This is a genomic window from Aeromonas sp. 55A (genome assembly GCF_051919665.1).
GTDB lineage: Bacteria > Pseudomonadota > Gammaproteobacteria > Enterobacterales > Aeromonadaceae > Aeromonas > Aeromonas veronii.
The window spans coordinates 2,278,136-2,298,004 of the sequence record NZ_JBQBEH010000008.1 but is presented as its reverse complement, the minus strand read 5'-3'; the positions used below and the strand labels follow the sequence as shown (position 1 = coordinate 2,298,004).

The 19,869-nt window shown below is 48.4% G+C and carries 20 protein-coding genes; 2 read left to right on the top strand and 18 right to left on the bottom strand.

Going from position 1 to position 19,869, the window contains the following annotated elements:
• The first annotated feature begins 43 nt into the window (after window positions 1–43).
• Window positions 44–1,248, top strand: a protein-coding gene (locus ACTG2G_RS14715) for an IS3 family transposase (RefSeq protein ID WP_100654772.1) whose coding sequence is annotated in 2 segments (ribosomal slippage) — window positions 44–362 and window positions 362–1,248 — 1,206 coding nt in all. Because the reading frame shifts where the segments join, the coding sequence is not laid out codon by codon here.
• Between the two features lie 204 nt (window positions 1,249–1,452).
• On the opposite strand, the gene ACTG2G_RS14710 is transcribed toward ACTG2G_RS14715, so the two are convergent.
• The 13 genes from ACTG2G_RS14710 to ACTG2G_RS14650 form a co-directional block, all read right to left on the bottom strand.
• Window positions 1,453–2,526 (bottom strand): DUF7146 domain-containing protein, encoded by a 1,074-nt coding sequence (locus tag ACTG2G_RS14710; RefSeq protein WP_024023024.1) that lies wholly within the window; start codon window positions 2,524–2,526, stop codon window positions 1,453–1,455.
• 91 nt (window positions 2,527–2,617) lie between these two features.
• A complete protein-coding gene (locus ACTG2G_RS14705) occupies window positions 2,618–2,959 on the bottom strand; it encodes a hypothetical protein (protein WP_024023025.1) in 342 nt (113 codons plus the stop codon).
• A complete protein-coding gene (gene radC, locus ACTG2G_RS14700; RefSeq protein WP_000797298.1) occupies window positions 2,959–3,456 on the bottom strand; it encodes a RadC family protein in 498 nt (165 codons plus the stop codon). The genes ACTG2G_RS14705 and radC overlap by 1 nt, the downstream gene beginning before the upstream one ends.
• Window positions 3,457–3,538: 82 nt before the next feature.
• Window positions 3,539–5,194 carry a VWA domain-containing protein gene (locus ACTG2G_RS14695; protein ID WP_439985579.1) on the bottom strand — a complete coding sequence of 552 codons (1,656 nt, stop codon included), beginning with the start codon at window positions 5,192–5,194 and terminating at the stop codon, window positions 3,539–3,541.
• 69 nt (window positions 5,195–5,263) lie between these two features.
• Entirely contained in the window at window positions 5,264–5,704 is a 441-nt protein-coding gene (locus ACTG2G_RS14690) for a hypothetical protein (RefSeq protein WP_054104229.1), read from the bottom strand.
• A 61-nt stretch (window positions 5,705–5,765) separates the two neighbouring features.
• Window positions 5,766–6,719, bottom strand: coding sequence for a DUF3150 domain-containing protein (locus ACTG2G_RS14685; protein ID WP_439985578.1), 954 nt, complete (start codon window positions 6,717–6,719; stop codon window positions 5,766–5,768).
• Window positions 6,720–6,817: 98 nt separating this feature from the next.
• Window positions 6,818–7,585, bottom strand: coding sequence for a hypothetical protein (locus ACTG2G_RS14680; protein ID WP_439985577.1), 768 nt, complete (start codon window positions 7,583–7,585; stop codon window positions 6,818–6,820).
• Window positions 7,585–8,544, bottom strand: coding sequence for an AAA family ATPase (locus ACTG2G_RS14675; protein ID WP_005398022.1), 960 nt, complete (start codon window positions 8,542–8,544; stop codon window positions 7,585–7,587). The genes ACTG2G_RS14680 and ACTG2G_RS14675 overlap by 1 nt, the downstream gene beginning before the upstream one ends.
• A 209-nt stretch (window positions 8,545–8,753) precedes the next feature.
• Entirely contained in the window at window positions 8,754–9,770 is a 1,017-nt protein-coding gene (locus tag ACTG2G_RS14670) for a YqaJ viral recombinase family protein (protein WP_439985576.1), read from the bottom strand.
• A 61-nt stretch (window positions 9,771–9,831) separates the two neighbouring features.
• Window positions 9,832–9,975 carry a hypothetical protein gene (locus ACTG2G_RS14665; protein ID WP_015066581.1) on the bottom strand — a complete coding sequence of 48 codons (144 nt, stop codon included), beginning with the start codon at window positions 9,973–9,975 and terminating at the stop codon, window positions 9,832–9,834.
• An 81-nt stretch (window positions 9,976–10,056) separates the two neighbouring features.
• Window positions 10,057–10,875: a phage recombination protein Bet gene (bet, locus tag ACTG2G_RS14660; RefSeq protein ID WP_439985575.1), complete on the bottom strand. Its 819-nt coding sequence runs from the start codon at window positions 10,873–10,875 to the stop codon at window positions 10,057–10,059.
• 79 nt (window positions 10,876–10,954) lie between these two features.
• Window positions 10,955–11,374 carry a single-stranded DNA-binding protein gene (locus tag ACTG2G_RS14655; protein WP_005398028.1) on the bottom strand — a complete coding sequence of 140 codons (420 nt, stop codon included), beginning with the start codon at window positions 11,372–11,374 and terminating at the stop codon, window positions 10,955–10,957.
• 15 nt (window positions 11,375–11,389) lie between these two features.
• The gene (locus ACTG2G_RS14650) at window positions 11,390–11,716 is read right to left on the bottom strand and encodes a hypothetical protein (RefSeq protein ID WP_005398029.1); all 327 of its coding nucleotides are present in this window, start codon (window positions 11,714–11,716) and stop codon (window positions 11,390–11,392) included.
• A gap of 367 nt (window positions 11,717–12,083) precedes the next feature.
• Between ACTG2G_RS14650 and ACTG2G_RS14645 the strand changes: the two genes are divergently transcribed.
• Window positions 12,084–12,686, top strand: a complete 603-nt coding sequence (locus tag ACTG2G_RS14645) for a hypothetical protein (protein WP_193305293.1) — start codon at window positions 12,084–12,086, stop codon at window positions 12,684–12,686.
• Between the two features lie 90 nt (window positions 12,687–12,776).
• On the opposite strand, the gene ACTG2G_RS14640 is transcribed toward ACTG2G_RS14645, so the two are convergent.
• From ACTG2G_RS14640 to ACTG2G_RS14620, 5 genes are all read right to left on the bottom strand, one after another.
• The gene (locus tag ACTG2G_RS14640; RefSeq protein WP_000342215.1) at window positions 12,777–13,439 is read right to left on the bottom strand and encodes a hypothetical protein; all 663 of its coding nucleotides are present in this window, start codon (window positions 13,437–13,439) and stop codon (window positions 12,777–12,779) included.
• A gap of 30 nt (window positions 13,440–13,469) precedes the next feature.
• Window positions 13,470–13,802 carry a hypothetical protein gene (locus ACTG2G_RS14635; RefSeq protein ID WP_001132435.1) on the bottom strand — a complete coding sequence of 111 codons (333 nt, stop codon included), beginning with the start codon at window positions 13,800–13,802 and terminating at the stop codon, window positions 13,470–13,472.
• 231 nt (window positions 13,803–14,033) lie between these two features.
• Entirely contained in the window at window positions 14,034–17,726 is a 3,693-nt protein-coding gene (gene traN / locus ACTG2G_RS14630; protein WP_000805220.1) for a conjugal transfer protein TraN, read from the bottom strand.
• A gap of 2 nt (window positions 17,727–17,728) precedes the next feature.
• A complete protein-coding gene (locus ACTG2G_RS14625; protein ID WP_000735888.1) occupies window positions 17,729–18,757 on the bottom strand; it encodes a TraU family protein in 1,029 nt (342 codons plus the stop codon).
• A complete protein-coding gene (locus ACTG2G_RS14620) occupies window positions 18,741–19,868 on the bottom strand; it encodes a TrbC family F-type conjugative pilus assembly protein (protein ID WP_002040538.1) in 1,128 nt (375 codons plus the stop codon). The genes ACTG2G_RS14625 and ACTG2G_RS14620 overlap by 17 nt, the downstream gene beginning before the upstream one ends.
• Between the last annotated feature and the right edge of the window lies 1 nt (window position 19,869).

The following is a 19,869-nucleotide window of genomic DNA, read 5'->3' as shown; positions in this document are numbered from 1 at the left end:
AGGTAGTCTTGGAGCTATGTTCAGTACTAGTCACAACGAGAAGATGGTCGAAGTGTTAACAGGGGCCGAGCGCCGTCGACGCCGGACTCCACAAGAAAAGATCGCCATCGTGCAGCAGACCTTTGAGCCCGGGATGACCGTCTCTCATGTTGCTCGCTTGCACGACGTCAACGCAAACCAGCTTTTCAAATGGCGTAAGCAATTCCAAGAAGGGTCTCTCACGGCGATCACCGCCGGTGAGGATGTTGTTCCTGCTTCCGAGTTGGCTGCTGCCATCAAGCAGATCCGAGAGCTTCAGCGTCTGCTCGGGAAGAAGACCATGGAGAACGAGATCCTCAAAGAAGCCGTGGAGTATGGTCGAGCAAAAAAATGGATTGCGCATGCGCCCTTGTTGCCGGGGGACGACGATTAAGTGCTGTGAGCCAGGCTCTTAATGTATCGCGTGCGCAGCTATCCGTTCGTGTTCATCGAAAACCGGGTTGGCAAGATGGTCGTCATCATCGCCAGCGTGATGATGCAGCCTTACTTGGCCGTATCATGGAGGCGATGGCAGAGCTTCCCTCCTATGGCTATCGCCGGGTCTGGGCGCTGTTACGGCGTCAGTCTGAGGCAACAGAACAACCTGTGGTAAACGCTAAGCGGGTATATCGCGTCATGCGCGAACATGGCTTGCTGCTGGAAAGAAAACCAGCTGCACCATTGGCCCAGCAGGCACATAAGGGGCGTGTTGCCGTCAAGGAGAGCAATCGACGGTGGTGCTCAGATGGCTTCGAGTTTCGCTGCGATAACGGTGAAAAACTACGTGTCACGTTCGCCATGGATTGCTGCGATAGGGAAGCGTTGGACTGGGCGGCCAGTACTGGGGGTTACGATAGTGACACTGTGCAAGATGTCATGCTGAGGTCTGTCGAACGTCGCTTTGGGGATTCGTTGCCGGCATCACCGGTGGAGTGGCTGACTGATAATGGCTCGGCGTATCGAGCCCATGAGACCCGCGCGTTTGCACGAGAAATCGGGTTGGAGCCCAGAACGACAGCAGTGAGAAGCCCACAGAGTAACGGTATAGCGGAGAGCTTCGTGAAGACGATGAAGCGAGACTATATCGAGATGATGCCAAAACCGGATAGCCGAACAGCGGTAGGCAATTTGGCTATCGCGTTTGAGCATTATAACGAGCACCACCCGCACAGCGCCTTGGGATACCGTTCACCACGGGAATTTCTGCGCAGTCGGGTATCACAACCCTAAGCGGGAAAAAGTGTCTGGACCTATGGGGTCAAATCCAACCTCTTCGAAGGCCGGTCTTCCAGTAAACCGTAAACTCACCATCAATCTGCTTTGTTAACAGGGTTAATACCATCATGTTTGTTTCTCCTATTGGTTATCTATTTTTCATTCTCCATGATTTTTCAAATATGCAAGGCGCAAAAAAAGGGGCCGAAGCCCCTTAGATCAGATATGAACTTTCGGAAAGCCCATGGCTCCGTAAACATTCAGCACATCATTCCAATCCCAACTTTTCACGCCAAGTGACGTTGGTATCGGAGGGATCAGAACTTGTGTCAGAATGCCTTTTTGCCAGGCTTTTTTCTTGAGTTCATTCGCTGCATTCAGGCCGGTCTCAGAGAGATCGTGATCTGCCCAGATGTACAGCATTTTCACATTACTTGGTGGTTCAAACCTAGCCAGTAGCGTTGCATTCACAACCGACCAACATGTCTGTCCCGTAGCTCTGGTAACCGCTAAAGCTGTTTCGATGCCTTCAGAAACACCTAATACCTCACCAGGCTCACCTATCGGAATGGCACCACCAGTGATTGTTCTGTCACTTGGTATCGGCATCATCTTTTTAGGCTTTTCAACCGGCGCTTTGAATCCATCTTCACTTAGGTAGATCCGATGAAACGTGGCCGAACGCCCTTGCTGAGTAACGATTTTACCTAGCAGCGCTGGGTAGCTATCGATAAACAAGCCATCTTCATCATGGTAAGGCAAGTTTGGATGATACCTCAGCACCGAATCCCATTCAGGACGAAGCCGGGTAACAATGCCACGACGATGCATGTAGTTCCAAACTGGTTGCGCACGAGTATCTGCAAGAGAAAACGTTTCTCCCCAGGTTTGATTCAAGCGATGGATAATCGCTTTGTCCTCGTCCTGCTTTCTAGCCTTCCAATCAACTGCGTTACTCGGTATTGGCCGAATAGGCGCTTGTATTTGTCCGGGTTGAATACCAAGAACCTGGCCGATTGCTTCAATAGACTGAGCAAAGTTCCATCCATTAATCCAAGACAACAGTTCAAAACCATCATGAAAGATACCGCAGGTGTTACAAACGCCACCTCCGGTATATTCAGCATCTTTGAATAGCCTAAAGCCATCACGACCGCCATGAACAGGACAAGCCACATGACGGCCCTTTCGAGCAATGGCGGCATCAAGTTCTGGCACCAATACCGCTAATACTTGAAGCCATTGGCCATTAAGATATGGCCTTACTGTTTCAATTTGTAAAGGTAACGCCATATAACCTCCTTAAGTAAAAAGCCGACTCCTACCACTGGTGGTAAAAGTCAGCTTGGGTCCTGCATTGAGCCGTTTGGTTAATGCAGGAACGTTAGTCAAGCTGGATACCATGTCGTCTTAATAGCCACATGATGGAATCACGAAGCACATCAGGATCGACAACCGCAGCCATCGCGCAAACACGAAAGCAAAATGGCGTTAATTCGTCATTTTGAATCCACGACAACACATCCCTTCGCAATCGAGTACTGACACGACCGTCCAGCAATACACGGATCGCATCCAATAGAATGCCTTCGCGTAACTGCCAGATTTCCGTGTCAGACCAAGTGACTGGGGCATCATCAAACTCAAATAGAAATTCGAGCTGTGATGACGTGTGTTGATAGGACTGCTTTTGTGATGAAGGAGAATGGGCAATGCGCCCATTCATTAAAGATAACCGCGTTCGGCAAGCGAAACGCAGCCCTCGGATGCGACCACGACATGGTCAAGCGTTCGAATATCAACAAGTGACAAGGCGTCACGGAGTCGATGAGTGATGCGTTTATCAGCTTCACTGGGTTCAGGATCACCCGATGGATGGTTATGAACCAGTATCACTGCTGCCGCATTAAGTTCTAGCGCTCGTTTTGTTACTTCCCTTGGATAAACGCTCGCTGCATCTAAAGTGCCTTTGAACAGCTCTTCAAATCGAATAACGCGATGCTTTGTATCAAGAAACAGTACGCCAAAGACTTCGTGCTCATACTCGTGCATCAGTGTTTGCAGGTATGAGAACGCCGACGATGGCTGTTCAATTTTTCGACCTTTACTCAATCGACCACGGGCAAGCTTGAGCGCCATATCTAAGATATCCGCTTCAGTCACTTGCTCAGGAACGATGTAAGTACCGGCTTCTTCGCCAGCTAAGAACTTTCTGTTTTTCATAGGAGTCTCCAAAAAAAACGGAGACGAACCCATGCCCAGGCGGGGACGGAATCGTCCCCGCAGGGTGGTAAAATGGATGTGGTTACTGAATTATCAGTTGTTGTGTTACTTCGAATAACTCACGCTTCAGATCTTTGACGTCGTTAATCACGATGCTTCGAGGAAAGAATTTCTCAACACTGCGTGTTTGAATCCCTATTCCCAGAAGCTCAAAGCCACTTCGTCTGCACCGGTCAACAATGTCATGCGTGGCAGCCCAATCATCTGGGTCACCATCCGTTAGCACTATCATTAGCTTTCGCTTCTGTTTTTGCGCTAACAAACTGTTTGCCGCAAACCACATTGCTTGTGCCATAGGCGTACAACCTCGTGGTTTTTGGTCAAAACAGGCGGCCCGATGTCGAACCGATTGCTTGGGCAATAACGCGATAGAAACTTCCTGATGAATACCAGGAAAATAACTGACCGCAGGTACAACACCCGGTATGCCTTCCAGTGCCATGGCCAAAGCCAAAGCGGCTTCATTGGCAACATGAAAGTACTTTCGATTACCTTCGCCAATGGGTTTACCCATTGAACCCGATATATCGACCAGCAAGTGCACAGCAGCATTAGGCGCAATGCGCGGCTGCCTTTGAATAAACAATCTCGACTCACCTGCTTGTGAAGCGGCAAGACGATGGGTTGCAACTCGAAGACCGTGCCGTTTGCCATGATTCCGATTGTCCTGACTGGACTGAACCATACCTCTAAGCCGGGCTCGAATTTGAGCCGACTCAGACGCCGATAAGGTCAAGATAGCCTCATCACCCAACATAGCCTGCTCTGCTTGAGGCAAACTGAGTGGTTTGACGCCCTGATGTCCTTCAGCTTGTTCCGACAACACTTCTGCCACTTGTGCAAAGGTATCGGGTTCAAACTGAGCGGCACTGGCCTCTAAGGCTTGTCGCAAATTGTCAGCTTGATCAGAGTTATCAGAATCTCCCGTTTCAGCAGCATCCACCATTGCAGACAAGTCTGCTTCCGGGGTTTGACTGTCACTACTGTTATTGCTGCCATTACTCGCATCTTGTCCAATGTCATTACCGCTATCAGCATCCGACTCATCCTGTGGTGGACGAGATTCTTCCTCCAACATGGCAACGATGGCATCGACAAGTTTTAGCACTTCACCTGTAGACGCCAGGCTAGGCACTGCTGTCAGCATGGCGCTTAACCGGCTCATCGCTGCGGCAGGAAAGAGTTGTCTCACTCTTTCATCAATCGCTTGATACAAAGGCGTCAGCGCTTTCTGGCCCAGAAAATGGCATCTCAAGCGAAACAACAACCAGGCTTGCAAGTTAGATGCAGGCTCAAGCTGTTCAGGTATACTCATTTGCTGAGTGTCCACCATGTACTCAATCACTTGCGAAATACTGCGCCGGGTTCCGGGATAATCCTTCGCCAATTCGTTTTCAATGCGAACGTCCTCAATGATATTGAGAAGTGCCTTACGGATCGGTTTGGACGACGCCTTCTGCACCATGTCAAAATTGGTATGCCGAATATGCGCCGCTTCATGAGCCAGATAACCCCAAGCTATCTGTTGATAGTGTGGGTCGTCTGGGTTTGCTGTTGGGATCACAATCCGCTCACCATCGGTAAACGCATCTTGTCCTTGAATAAGCACCTTCACACCAAACTTTTCGCCATAAGCGGCGGCAACGATTGGCAGTGCGTTTTTTAATGGGTGATTCATGGGAGTCTCCTAATCATTAGGGGGAATACTCCCTCAGCGGGAGCGTTTCCCCGCTGGGAATGTGAGTGTTTAAACCTGTGCTTTTAGCTTATCCAGATCGTATTTTTGACCTAACCAAGCCACCAATTGAGCTGGACTCTCGTGCTGCTCAAATGACGTTTTAAGCTGGTCTAAACTCAGGATGTCATCCAATGTCAGACCGTACTGGTCTTGTAACTGAGTAGACACCTCGTGTTGATATTGCAGCCAGGCCCGCTCAAAAGCGGTTTGCTGCAATGCCATGTTTGGAACAAATACCATGGCCGTTACCCAAGCTCCTTGTGCGTCCGCATCTGCGATCAAAACAGGGTTCTTGGGGATCACGACACTATGTGTTGAGTACGACCGTTGTACTAACGTTCGACAACACGCCACTTCTGGTATCGATTCACTTTCAACCGCATCAGTCACACCACGAAAATGTGCTTCAAACTGGTTCAGTTGGCTGGGGGTATGGATGGTTGATTGCATAATTTCCTCTTACATAGTTCAGAGGACATGCGCCCTTCAGGGCAACATGCCCTCAAGGACGTTAGAAATAAAATGAGTTTGGTACAGTCGAACCAAGGTTTGGTCTGACGGTTGGTTGTGGTATTGCACGTAAGTTATCTTCCTGAGCAGAAACTGGCTGTGCGGGTTTAGGTTCAGGTTTGGGCATCAGTTGTCTGATATCCAATTGACCTTCACCGTGCATTCTCATCTTGTCTGGATCAGACAAAATTAAAATGGTCGCCATCAGTTCGTGATAGAGATTGTCTATCACAGGGCCGGTCTTCGGCAGACGAACAAATAAATTGTCCATCGCTTCAACCATCGGCTGAACTCGATGATCCAGGAAGGACAAACCATCCAACTTGTCTCTTAACCGCTTGAGAGGATTAAGGGCTCGCTGACTGATTTGATTCTTACCTGCAACGGAACGCTCAAAAAGCTCATTGGCATCACGAGCCACCTCCCTAAAGAGGGTGTGTCCCATACCATTGACCTTGTCATCTAAGCCTCCAGCTTGTTCAGCCGGTTGCATTCGATAGATGGCATAATCGAACTGAAGCCGTTGTTCCACGTCTTCGATGGGTGATAATGCACGTCGGATTGCATCTGCAAATTCCGGGTGTTTTGCAACCCAGTCAAACGTCACCTGATCATAGTTGTCCAGGAACAACTGCTTGCACTGCGCAAACTCCTGACCGATCCGGTCAAGCTCTGGAACAATCTGATCAATTCGGTCTTCAGGGACGGCATAGCCACCTAAAAACCGCACACCGACTTGCTCACACAAGCGCTGCGCTTCTTTCTTAAGCCTTTCAAAGTTCGCCAATGCCTCTGGGTCGCAAATTTTTTTACTCCCTAAGCTGGCAACATCCTTCGGTGGAAGTTGGCTGCCATTGGCTAGTCTGAAATCTTCAGGCCTTAGTTTTTTTCTACCGCTCCAGATGGAACAGTCGATGTGACAAATCAAAAGTTTGTCGAGGGTTTGAATACTCATAGTGCATCCTCATGCGAGATGGGGACGCACCACTCCCAACAGGAGCAATGGCCCCCGTTTGGGTGGTAGTAGTTGGCGCGCTAATGGCAATACCACTATCAGAAATAGTAATTTTGCGAATCAGGCGACGATTGGTTGAGATCGATTTTCACAGGCATTAAGTCCAGTGCTTCAGCTATCGGGCGAACCCGCTCTAAATCACTGCCTAGCAACCGCAATACATCTTTTTCCAACTTCAGTTGGTCGGATACTTCTATCCCTTCAGGACTCGCTACTGTGAGCGAACACAATGCTGGTAATTGACGCTTAAAGGCCAGTAACAGCAACAATGGCCACGGGCCATCATCCGTGTTAACAATGCCAGCGCCTTCACCTGACACCATGCTGATTTGATTGGTACTAGGTAATCCGCTTTTGCAAAACCCTAATGACCATTCTCCAATCCTGACCTGGTTATCATCAATAACAGCCAAGCCATAGGCTTCAAGCAGCTTTGCCATATCGAACAACGCTTTTTGAGCCAGCGAGACTTGGCCATTGACGTCCTTGCGAGTACGAAACTCCCAACTGACGTTATTGGCGCACGCGACGCTATCTAGCGCATTTGAGAGTTCAAATGGCCGCCCTTGATGATCAATACCGACATGTCCAACAAATCGGTAACCCTTGTTGATTTTCTCATTGATTCGTCGGTCTGCTTCAGCGTTAGGATCAGTCGAGTCAATCAATCGCTGCTGCGACAATTGACCGGCTTTTCCAAACCGAACTTCAATCTCCTGGTTATCTGATCCAACATAAATGGCCCATTCTTTGGCTGTCCCATCAGAATGACTGTAACGGTAAAGAGCAAAGCACTTTTCCATCATCAATCCTCCCAATGGTCACCGAAGACATCAGCGGCAATACGGTGAATAGCTTCTCGTTGCTCCAACTCAGCACGAGCCGTCAAAGACCGAACCAGTGCATACTCCACTGCGTTAGGAGCACCTTTAAAAGCAAGTGTTAACTTTGCCCAGCGCACCAAGGTCCGAGTGGACATGGTGATACTAAGCTCCGCACCGCCATCCGCGCCCCCAATAAAAAGACGACGAATGTCACCAGCCACCTTCACCATTTTTTGGCGAAAGACTTCTGGCAAGCCCGGCGCAACGTTCTCCAGAATGGCTTCCTCTACAGAAGGCTCTGCATAGGTCGCTTCGATGATTCTAAAGCGATCAAGAAAAGCCAAATTCTGTTGAAGCACACCTTGATACAAGCCCGTTTGGTCACCGCTGCCCGCACTGTTGCCGGTAGCGATAAAACGAAACTTAGTATGTGGCATGATGATCTCTCCGCCATTTTGTGCGATGACCAAAGGGGCACCTTCCAAAATGTCATTGAGCCCAGCCAGTTCAGCAGGCTCAGCAAGATCCATTTCATTAATGATCAGCAAATGGCCATGCTTTACAGCCAGTGCCAGCGGTCCATACACAAAGGTCATGTTGCCATTAACCAGCGTGTGGTGACCGATAAGATCGGACAACTCCAATCGACCGTGCGCAGTAATTTGCTGAACAGGCCAATTCAATCGAGAAGCAACTTGGCAAATTAGCGAGGTCTTACCGCATCCAGTGGGGCCTGTAATATACAAACCGTCACCGTCTGGGTTAGACAAAAACGCCAATACGTCACGTAAGTCTTCTTTTCTAAAAACATACTCGTCCTTGCGAACGGGAATGTTTGGATCGGTAGTGTCGGCACTAAATCCTTCCAGAACGAAAGCATCAGGAGCCGGGACATTAAACGCTTGATTCACTTGAACCAAAAATGGGGATTGTTCAGTCATGGTAAACCTCATCAGTTTTGACGAGGCCCCATGCCCCAACAGGGAATGAAGTCCCCGTCGGGTGGTGTGTTGATTGTGGTATGGCTGTGTATGTAAGAGTTCAGCTCGCTCTATCATTCGTACCCAGCATTGGCTACGAGTGAAACTGCTTTCTGATGCACTCGATGTAAGCGCATGAGAAAGGAGCCGAAATCGGCTCCAAGTGAACGTTAAAAATAAAATGAGCTCGGCGAGTCACCTGGCAGAACCAAGTTCTCTGGCTCAAGACTGATTTTGATTGGTGTTTCAACGGGCTGCTCTGGAATATTGGTGCTGATACGCAACCGCTCTTGTGGCGCTTTTCGGTAAGCGGCTAAAACCTGTTCATCCAGCTCGCCTAATTTATCGGTAGCCAATTGCTTATAGTCCACCGTACCTGCCATCATGTAGCGGCTGAGTTTGACCCCAGCATAGTCGGCATGAGCGTAGTTACCCATCATAGCGACCAATTTCGACTGAGCTTCTCGCATTTCTTCTTTCAAAGATTTGATGTGATTTTCCAGTCGGACCACTTCGGCATGTGCTGAGCAATACTGTCGAGACAGTGATGTCCAACGGTATTGGGCTTCACCCTTGGGAACAAAACAATCTTGTTCAGGGCATTTTGACGGTTCTTTTTTGGTCTGTACTAACTCCCAAAACTGAAGCGCTGTTTCTTGCAACTCAGTTAAGAACGCCGCGTCTCGTTGTATTTCAAACTCAATCAGTTGATCCTCAAAATAGAAAACCAACCAACCTCGCGTGCTATTGGCGACCAGTATTTGATGCTGTACTTGTACCCAATACAACTGGTACGCCTCGCTTTGTTCTCGGTGAGCTTGCACATCCTCAAAAACTGACTGGCAAGGACATTTCAGTTCAACGGGTTCGCCCGCATCGTTGATGCCATCAAAGCTGGCTCGAAAGATTGCGTTATGATCGGCTTCTGCACATAACGGCAGAAGAAAGTCATTATGCGCATTCTCAAATGCTCGCCTTGCTTGAGGCTCCAACCGTATACCGCGAAGCACATTTGGATTATTCGACAGGTCTTCCGGTAATACGAATCCAGTTTTTTCTGCCCATAATCGCCAAGGTGTTTTGTAGGGTGAACGCCCCATAATAATTGGGGCTTCAGATGCCGTAACCCCTGCAATGCGCCACTGGTGCCATGCAGGAGTACGTTGTGATAGGTCGATAACCTTCATATTGTCTCCTTTGAGGGGGAGACTCCCCCGAAGGAGAGATCTCCCCTTCAGGGTTAAGTGGTTACTTTGCAGCTTGTGCTAACGCTGTTTGGTGCTGAACAACACTTGCTTGAACCGAATCAATTGCCGCTTTACCAGCTTGAATCGAACCTAAGACAAGGGCAACAACCAATACCAAGCGAAAAAGTGAGGCTGATTTAGTCATGGAAGATCTCCAAAAAAAGACGAGACCTTCCCCCTGACGGGAGAATAATCCCGCCAGGGTTAGTAAAATGAATGCGTGGCGCTAAGAAGCTAAAGGCTGTGTGAGCGCTTTGGCTGCTTGTTGCTGTGCATTAAATATTTCTTGTTTCGCAAACGTCAGTTCAACACCTTGAAAATGTTCATTGGCATATTCCAATGCACTATTCCAAGCGTTTGAAGCTTCCGCCCGCTCGATAAGCTTGTAAACAAGCCCTCGGGTTCGATCATCAACTTGCTCGGGTGGAATCACCGATGGCTCAACAACATGTGTTGCTTGGCCTTCGATAATTCGCTCCGCTTCGTCTTGATCGAAAATTCCCACAAAGCCAAACGCAATGCGGGAACACTGGATCATGGATTTATGCCTTAGCATTCGCTTAGTGTGCGTCTGCCATGGACCATCCACACGGTAAGGGCCATTTTTGCCGTTACCTTCAAAAGGCGGTCGATAGACTTCATCCAGGTACTCAGTGATTTTGACTGGGTGCGAACGGTCGCGCCGATAGATAATGCATTCCATCCATTCCGGGCATTCTTTCGCGCCATCCAGTGAGACTTTGGTTTCTGAAGTCTTGAACTCCATGCCATCAAGCTGGTCGTGTTGATTGATGATGCGAGACCATCCATCGACACCTACCACTGGAATAATTCCAGCTTGTTTATCAGGGAACGCAAAAATCTCTTTGGTGAAAGGGTTCAAGCCGTACTGATCTGCAACCACCAAGAGCGCCATCATCTGCTCATTGGTCGGTGCACTACCGTCACGTTGCTTGAATGCTGTTGCTTTTAGGGTATCGAACAGTTTGTTTGGATCGACACTAAAGCGCTCAGCAAAGCGTTGGATTAGCTTTGGTTTTTCCATTTTGGACTCCGACAATCAAAGTGGGAGTCTGCCCCTGACGGGAAAGTACTCCCGGCTGGGTTAAAGCGTTTTTGCTCGGTTAAAAATCTGGTTCAGGATAAGTTTGTGCCCAATTAGCTTGGGAGCTTGCATCATCCGCCGCTGATGGCTCAGATGCTTTGTTCACACTATCCAGAAGCAGAAACTCGTCCGCGTCCACTTCGGTCAATCGATGCTTAATGCCATCTTTCTCCCATGAGCGCGTGCGCTGAGGCCCTTGAACAAAAAGCTTCGCTCCTTTTTGGATTAAATCTTTTGCCCTTAGCCCTAACTTAAATCCACCACGATCTCGAAAAACGACCCGATGCCATTCCGTATGCTCTTTGAGCTCATTGGATTGACGGTCGCGCCATTTCTCAGAAGTGGCCAGCGAAATGCTGGTCACCAAATCACCTGATGGATAGGCTCGCGTCTCTGGCTCAGCGCCAACGTAGCCTATGAGTGTTACTTGGTTTTTCATGATGCTCTCCTCGTCTTAGTTGAACTCTGTGCACACATTCGCTTCTACCCTGCTGGGCAAAGAAGACTGACGACGCAGATAGGTTGGTATTTCGAGTAAAGCCATGTCGTACTGATGTGGCTCTTTGTAAAACGCAGATGTCAAACGGGGCATACCAGGAGCTTTAGGCACTGCCATTGGACGACGTTTTGGTGTTGGTGTGAGCAATCGCTTGATTTGAGTAAGTACAAATCGAAACGAGCGCACGCATTGACGAGCAAGCAATCGCAAAAGCGACCAGCTCAGTTTTGCAAGCAACATAATGCCTGCGATTTGGATAATAAATCCGAAGATATATTCCATTGGTGACTCCTTAATTTGGTTGTGAAGGAGTCACCCCCAACTGGGGACAACTCCCCCAGTTGGGTGGTGAAAAGACGAACCGCAAGGCACGCATGGTTAAGCATGTAAAAACATGCAGGCTATTTGTTTAAAGAGGCTAGCTACCTCTTAGTACCACTGAGAAAACTCAGCGGCGGGCTTCCTTTGAGCTCATGCTCTCAGGCGCAGATATCACTGAAGCAGATCAGCAATATTTGATAGTCAGTGTAACCGTCTTATCCAGACAGGATAGTTAGAAAGATGCTCAATTCTTCCACCTAGCTGAAAGGCCATTACCTCACAGAGGATTAGGCTAGGGACTGATTATTGTCATATCAGGAGCAAACTTATGGCCCAAGCAAAACCCAATTACTCAAAACCCATCTTTGAACAATCATTCACAATTAACAGCTTACAGGCACAACGTGTCGTTGACCGTGTTTTTAGACGGACGGTCAGTGCGCTTTACGGAATCGATGTCATCCTGCGCATCATTGGCGATGAGAACGAAATTGATGAAGTGGAACAGATCATTAGCCAGTTGATCGAGGATTGCGCTAAAGCGGTAGACAACGAACAAGCTCGTTTGGACAAACTGATGGAGTCCAACGGCATCGATGAAGTACCTGACTACACCGACCCGATTACCTTCAACGCCAAAATCAGCTCGCCTCAGGTTGGCCAGTTTGTCGGCTTAGTGCGCAAACTCGATTCGTTGATGATCTCAATGGACACACTCTGGTTATCTAGCGTGCTTAGTAACAAGCAACGTGTTGATGGCAACTACGCATGGCAACAGCGCATTATCAAACTTGCACGACGCATTATTGATATCGAAATTCGTGCACGAAAATCAGCCCAAGCTAAGGGTAAAGAAGCAGAAGTTGAGCAAGCGGTGCCTTCAACCGATGACGATATCACTGAAGAGGAAACAGATACTCCCGCCAACTAGCGAACGGCTCCCATCACACAGCCCCTCTTGAAGGGGCTTTTTCAAGATACGACGCAAGGCTTGCGCTGCATATAACTATTCAAGCATTGGTTATATATGATTTTTGTAAGCGTGGTAGTTATCGAGTACTTGATGATAAAGCATGGCCGACTTTTTTCTTGCGGCAGGATGGAAGGCATTGATGAAGACAACCCCGTCATTAACATGCACTCGTTCGCTAACTTTTTTAAGCTCAGGGAATACGTAACGTTTAACTTGATTATATGTGCCGCAAAGCACAACAATATCAGGGTTAATCAACTCAATTTGCCTTCGAACAAAAGGGGCAAATTCTTTGGCATGGGCGTCAAATGATTTTTGGTCGGTTCGCGCACTTCCAGATGTTTTCCTTATATTTATGTATGCAATATTCTTAACTGCATTTTTTTCATTTAATTTAGCATCTCTCAGTGACGGCACAGCCCCATCATATTTTTGAAGTCCGTAAGCCCAACGCCCCACCCGACGAAGAACCTTTCCTCGCCACCATCCACTTGCCTTCACCTCAATAGCCCTATTAATAGCGTTGACAATATTTTGCTTTGCTTCATTTGTTTCCTTTAAAACAAACAAAACTTTTTTACCACAACTATCCCAGTCCTCAGTTGAAATCACTCCATCGTAGTTGAAATACCAATCCTTCGGGAATGCCTCTGACCATGCAACCATTAACTTATCAAGACAGTCTATTTCTGAAACATATTTATCATCCATAGGAAAACTCAGGCTGGTTCTTATAAAACATCATTTGGATAGATGGGTAGTTCCATTAGGTAGCCATTCAATATTTAAAGTGCCACCACCAAAACGCACAATCCCTTCCTTTTTCGGCAGCTCGTTACATTGACCTCGGTATTCTATGAAATTATCCAGAAGTTCAAGCAAGTGTAATTTGAAGCCTGATTCGGTGACCTGATCAAAAATGTCATCTTCAAGAGTCCAAGATGTTCCGCTTAGGCGGTCTTCGTCATCTTCCGCACGAAACACCACCTCACCCGACACCTTCACAATGTCAGGGTGTTGTTTTGAAAGCATAGACAAACGAGTAGCTTCAAAGTTTTGATCGAAATTAGGCATTATTAATTTTCCTTTTATCATAAATTTTATATGTGCCAGACTATCAGCTTTTCCTTTTTGCAGCAGCCTCCTAAGTCTGAAAATGGTAAAAAAATAAGAGCAAATTGCGCACACGCTGAACAGAAAGTATAAGAGGCCCAAAGTGCCAAATTGGTTACCTTAAGGCGCAATAAGCTCATTAAAGTAACCATGATGGAACATTATTGGCAAAGCTGTTTTAGATGGATACGCTCAATTATTCCCCGAAATTTCTTCCGTCGCCTCCTGACGCAGTTTCTGTGCATCCATTCCGTTTAGCCGTTCAATGGCTCTATCTGCGGCACTCTGACGATTTCCATCAACGTTTAGCGTACTTCCTGAGCCTGTGAGTCGTTCCAGATCCAGTGACGGTACTTCGGGTAGGTTGCCTGTTATCGACAAGATACCTATCCATTCATCGAGATTGACTTGGCTCCAATCTACCTGGTTTAACTGACTCGCGGTCAAACCTTCACAGTTTGGTGACTTGGCACTGCCCCAACCAAGGCCCAATTGAGGACGTACTTGTTCTTGAATGATCCGTGAAAGTGGCGAAGTAAAACAGCAATATGACTGCCGTTTTTCAACACAGGCACCTAAGAACTTAGACTTGCAGTAAGAGCCTACATAGTGGCAACTCTTCAATACCCGCTTGGCGTTCATTTCAAACTCGCTCTGCTCACATTTCCAGATAAGCTGAATGAGGATCATAGTGACTGAATAAATCATGTAGGCCGTCATAACCGTACTCAGAACCGCGCCCGCAGCGCCCCCCAGGGCAAAGTTACCACCCGAAACGACACCATCGGCTCCAACCGCACCACCAACGTTACTAAACAGTGCCGATTGCGCCCCCGAACCAAACGTAGAGCCTACCCACTCAGCCGTTTTGTTGGTCAACACCTGCATAAAGCCAGTCGCAGCTTGCTCCGCTCCCGCGCCAGCAGCCGTTGATGGCCCAGCCCCCATGAGAGAGTCCCATGCAGACACAAAAGGCTCTTTAACCGCACTCCAGGTACTGGTGATTGGTTCCCTGAGCGTATTCCACGAACCATAGATTGCCGAAGACGGATTCATGGCCATGACTGCCGTATCAAGCTTGTTAACCGCCACTATCATCGTGATGTAATCCGATAACGACACGCCACTTGGCTTTTCACAGCAATCCACTATGCCACCAACGGCTTTTTTGCACTGGCCAGCATTACCTTTAAAGACCGTACACTCGACGTTATCTTGGCCATCAGCTCCCGTACATGACATATCATTGGTCATAAACTGCGCCGCATTAAGCATCGCTGCGGCTTCTGCAAAGTTAGCCTGCTTGATTGACTCTGGCTCTAAACAATCTGTGCCCATACAGCGAACTGGCCCCTCACAGTTGTATTGAGTTTCCATTCGTGCATTTTGCACTTCAACGCTTTGTCCGCAGTCATACACCAAACTTTGGATATAGCAGAAGCCTTCATGACCAGCCCCGCCTTCAGTGCATTCGGTTCTGACGTACTGGCAGGCCAGGTTTTGCTCCAGCGCGGCACACGTATTGGTGGTCGTGTTTTGTCCGTTATTAACGATGGTTTGTGTATTACCATTGGCATCTACCCAGCTATCTGAGCTGCCCATGTTGAACTCTGGATGAGCAGTCGAAGCATTGTAGGTTGCTCTTGCCCTCCAGCATGAGAGTCCCAGTCCATCAGAGCTGCCGCGACTGGTTAAATGAACAGGAGACGAAACAACCGCTGGATAAAGGCTCCCAAGATTGGCCAACTCGCCACTACCAACCGTTAACCCGTCGATTCGTTTTGTGCCCGTATCCAAACACTGCCACTGCACGGCAGTAAACTGATCCGTTTGCATCAAGCATTGGTCTATGCCCGGATCACTTGATTGATGAACAACGTCCTGTTCTAAGTACTTGCCAGAGAAGGTCAATGAAGCGCTCAGTTTCGCAGGAGCCGAACACTTCTGAACTTCTCGGCTGCAAGTATCGAAATCGACTTTGTTCCAGCCGGATTCACATCTGGAACGAGTAACTTCCTGAGGTTCATGCCACGAAATAATCGACCCATTGGCGACTTTACACAATGAACCAACCAAGGTTCCTTTTGGACACGTCATTTCAGGGTATTTAATGGACGGTTTCGTCTCAGTCACCGTTTCCTTATTGCCCGTCAGTGAGAGTGTCGTTTTCCAACCATTTGCCTTGGATGGCGACTCGGTAATTTTTATCTCAGTATTTTGATTATCAAAAATTCTCAGTATCGCGTTCCCAGTTTGCATAGTACTGCTGTGCTGTGGAACAAAGCTGAGCGTTTCAGAGCTAAAGCAACCACGCTCAATAGACCAGCTTTGTTGATGAGTTTCAGCGGATACACGTCGTTCTAACTGACACTCAGTAAGCGTGCTGATCTTCTCGCACACCTGGTAATCCGGTACATGCTTGGTTTCAGTAAATGGCGTAATCGTCTGAGTAGGCTCACAGGCCTCAAAACTACTTGGCATAAGGTTAGATACCACACACTTTGGATCGCTGGTTTGCAATCCACAGTCATAGGTATCGGTAAAACGAATGCATTCACCTTTATCATTGGTCTCGGCACATTCTGACGACATGAATCCACAGGAAGGATTCGCTTCAAGCACTTGGCAGGCCTGATTTTCAATCCCCTTATAGCTTTCATCATCCACACTGACTTGTACACGCCGACACAAAGGCGATATGCCAGCCACAGGGCTAGGGGCAAAGTAGGATTCACAAACTGAAACACCATTGACCACCGTACATCCGTTGGTTGAAGAAGGCTGATCCGTGCATTGAATGCTGTAGTCTGAAAACTTCGTCGGGATATCCGCTGCTTGTTCGATACAGGATTGTGGCGACCAACTATCATTCATCACTACCTTGGTTGGATCAAAGCGCACCTTTATGCGTGCATAGCCCTCACCACTACCCGTAACCGATACGCGAATTTTTACCGGCACTTCTAAACCTGGTTCTACCGCTTTTAGCTTGGCAGTGAGATCGGTATTTGGATTGCGCTCCCAACTGGTACTGAGCTCGCAACGACCTGCCGTTTCTGGTGGAAAGTTATTGTTCGGCCCAGACCAGACTTTCTGATCACCAAGCCACACTTGCATGTAGTCATCCCATTTGGCGTATTCAAGAACGGCTGAGGTAATCGCATCGGGGTTCACGACTTTGAGTGTGATGGCCTGTTCAAACACTTTACAACGGCCACTCCAGTAGTTGTCGCCAATTCGTCCAATCCAAACTTCAAGACACCCCTCACCACAAGAGCGAAGGTTCATCGGCCCTGAAACATGCTCAATGATGCCTGCCGTGTAATCGTGAGTAATAGTGCAGCTGTTAACCGCTGTATTGAGCCTGTCACATTGCTGGTAATTTGGGCTGCCTTCACCTTGAGACTCACAGCCGGGGAAGCTTTGGGTTAATAGATTGGGGTCAGTTTGAACCGCATCAGTTAATGCCCAAAGCGGATCATTGACCATATCTGGCCGAGACCTGTCTTTGATTTGCTGTAGCGAGCGAAACGCCTCACCCGTAGCGCCACTTTCGGATGCCATGCTCTCTTGGCGCTGCGTCCCCAATTGATTCATGCTGGCATCAGAGCCATAAACGCCCGTTAAGACATCTAATGAGCCCTGATCCATACCAGGAAATAGCTCTTGCAAGTTAATGGACTCATTACCACTGCCACTCGGCACCAACAATGTATTGCCGTTAAGTGCGGGCATCGTCCAGTTTTGCAGTAATTGCTTACCTTCTTGTTGTCCGCTTAAGCCGGATTGGCGCTGCACATCAGCGGCCACACCATGTAAGGGCAAGCAAGCCATAGTGATTGATAAAACACCCGCTAAAACTCGGGTAAAAAGTGTTGGTTTCATAGTTAACCTCCCGAGTTACAGCAGTCTTGCCAGCGCCACAAAATGTAGAGCGCATCTTCACCGGCACCGGGGATCGTTCGCCACTCTCCCCATTTCATGGTGCTTTCACCGATGACATGCGCACTTTCAGTTTCCGGTACAGGGAAGAACATACTCATCTTGTATTGGGATTTCGGCAGCATGGGTTCGATAACAGGTCGGCATAGCGCACTGTTCCCCATTGTTCGCCTAGCAAGACCACGCCTGTGTTGAGCCGCGATTGCACGCGCCGCTAAATGGCTGGTGTTTTCTGCTAATGAGCCAATGGCTAAGGTGTGGCCAGATAAGGGATAGAGATGGCCCCAACTGCCAGCACACCAAAACAACTGGTCGATGGGTTTACCAAGCGTCGATGAGGCAGCGTCAGCGGTACAAGCCGAAATAGCCAATGGATTGGCAACGGCAGCAGCTTCAGGCTGAGTAAAAAAGGCCAGTTCATCGTTCAGCCATGTTGGGTCCAATTCCGACAAATACATCAAGTCAAAGTCCATGTAACCATCGGCATTGCAATTGCCATCCATGAACAAATCGAGCATGACCAAAAGCGGAAAGGCGTAATAATGGTAATGGTAGAAAGCGAGATCACCGGTGTCGTATTCACCCTCGCCATGACCACCTTGCAGTCGTCTATCACCTAACGGTAAACGAATCCCTCCCAGGGAAGGCGAGCAACCCGGCGTTCTGACCAGTTCAATCAGACGCGCTGGCTCCCACATGCTGGTAACAATACCTGGCCTTGGCACACCTAAGTTGTCTTCACATAAGCAAAATGACTTGTTTGATGCGCCGCTTGGGACATTTCCAGAACCAAGAGGAAGACCGGCAACCCGGATAGGAAAAATGCATGACCAGCAAACATCCGTCAGCAACTTGCCGGACAATAACCCCGCGTCTGGGCAGGTCAGGTCGGCTTTTGCAGGAATAGATGCGCTTAGGACAAACATGACAACGAGAGTCCGCAACAGACGATACGTATTATTGAGCTTTTTCATGAACAAGCTCCTTTGCTGGAATTTCTTCTATTTCAAACGCGAGTCCCTTTGCTTGAACAAACGATGGGGTGACTTGCAAATCAAAGCGCTGCTTTAGCGAGGCATTGAGAAGATAAACCGGACTGTCCAATGTCTTTTCTATCGCATTGAGGCGATTCCAGCCTTGAGTACGGTCGAGCTGCGTGGTGATAAGCGTAATGCGGCGCAGTGTCCTATCTTGGCCCTCAAGCCAATGCGCTACTGCGTCCACTTCTTCAGCGTTCGACGCATTAAACACCACGAGCTGCTGAGTAAATGGCAAGGCTTTTAGCGGGTTAATACGCGTTCCCGCTGGGATCAATGTTCGGCCATTGGCATCCAATAGTGGCCGCTGCATGACGATGGTTGGATCAACCGTTCTTATCCGATACTGCGTGGCTTTGGGTAACTCAGTAAATGTTTGGCGAGACCAGAAACGCTCAATGGCTTTTTTCTTTAACGCGCCCAAGTCAATCGACTGTAAACGCTGCATCGCTACTTGCACCAAATCCGGTTCTAAAATCGAATGAATAGGACCGCGTTGACCCAATGAACCGGTATTGCCTGTTTCAATTTGACGCTGCAACCAGTCCTTGCTGTAAACCCCTAGTGCACTTGCAGTCACCTTGTCATCTTCTATGCGGAAAATAGCAGGCACGCTAGTCACCCGCCAGTGCACAAAGGCTTTCGGATCGATTCGAACCTGAGGAACAGGATCAAGCCCCGTCATCAGCGTATGCCAATCACGGATAGCCGCCCCCAAGGTCTTTCCTTCAGGAATTCCCCGAAACAACACAATAGCGCCGGTAGCACTGGCCTCTTTAAATAGCTGCTTCAGTGAGGAATCTCCCAGTGAAGACGACGCAAAAATCAACCATTCATCGTTATGTTTGAGCGACGCAGGTTGTTCAATCGGTGAAAAAGGCTCGATAAATTCAGATGAACCATCCACAGCACTTTGTAAAATGCTGCGGCTCATTTCAACGATCTTTTTGTCCTCATCAGACAACGGATAAGGCTCTTGTGCCCAGGAAACTTGAACCCAAGCCAATGGAGCAACCAACAAAAATAAGAGGCATAGTCTTCTCATCATC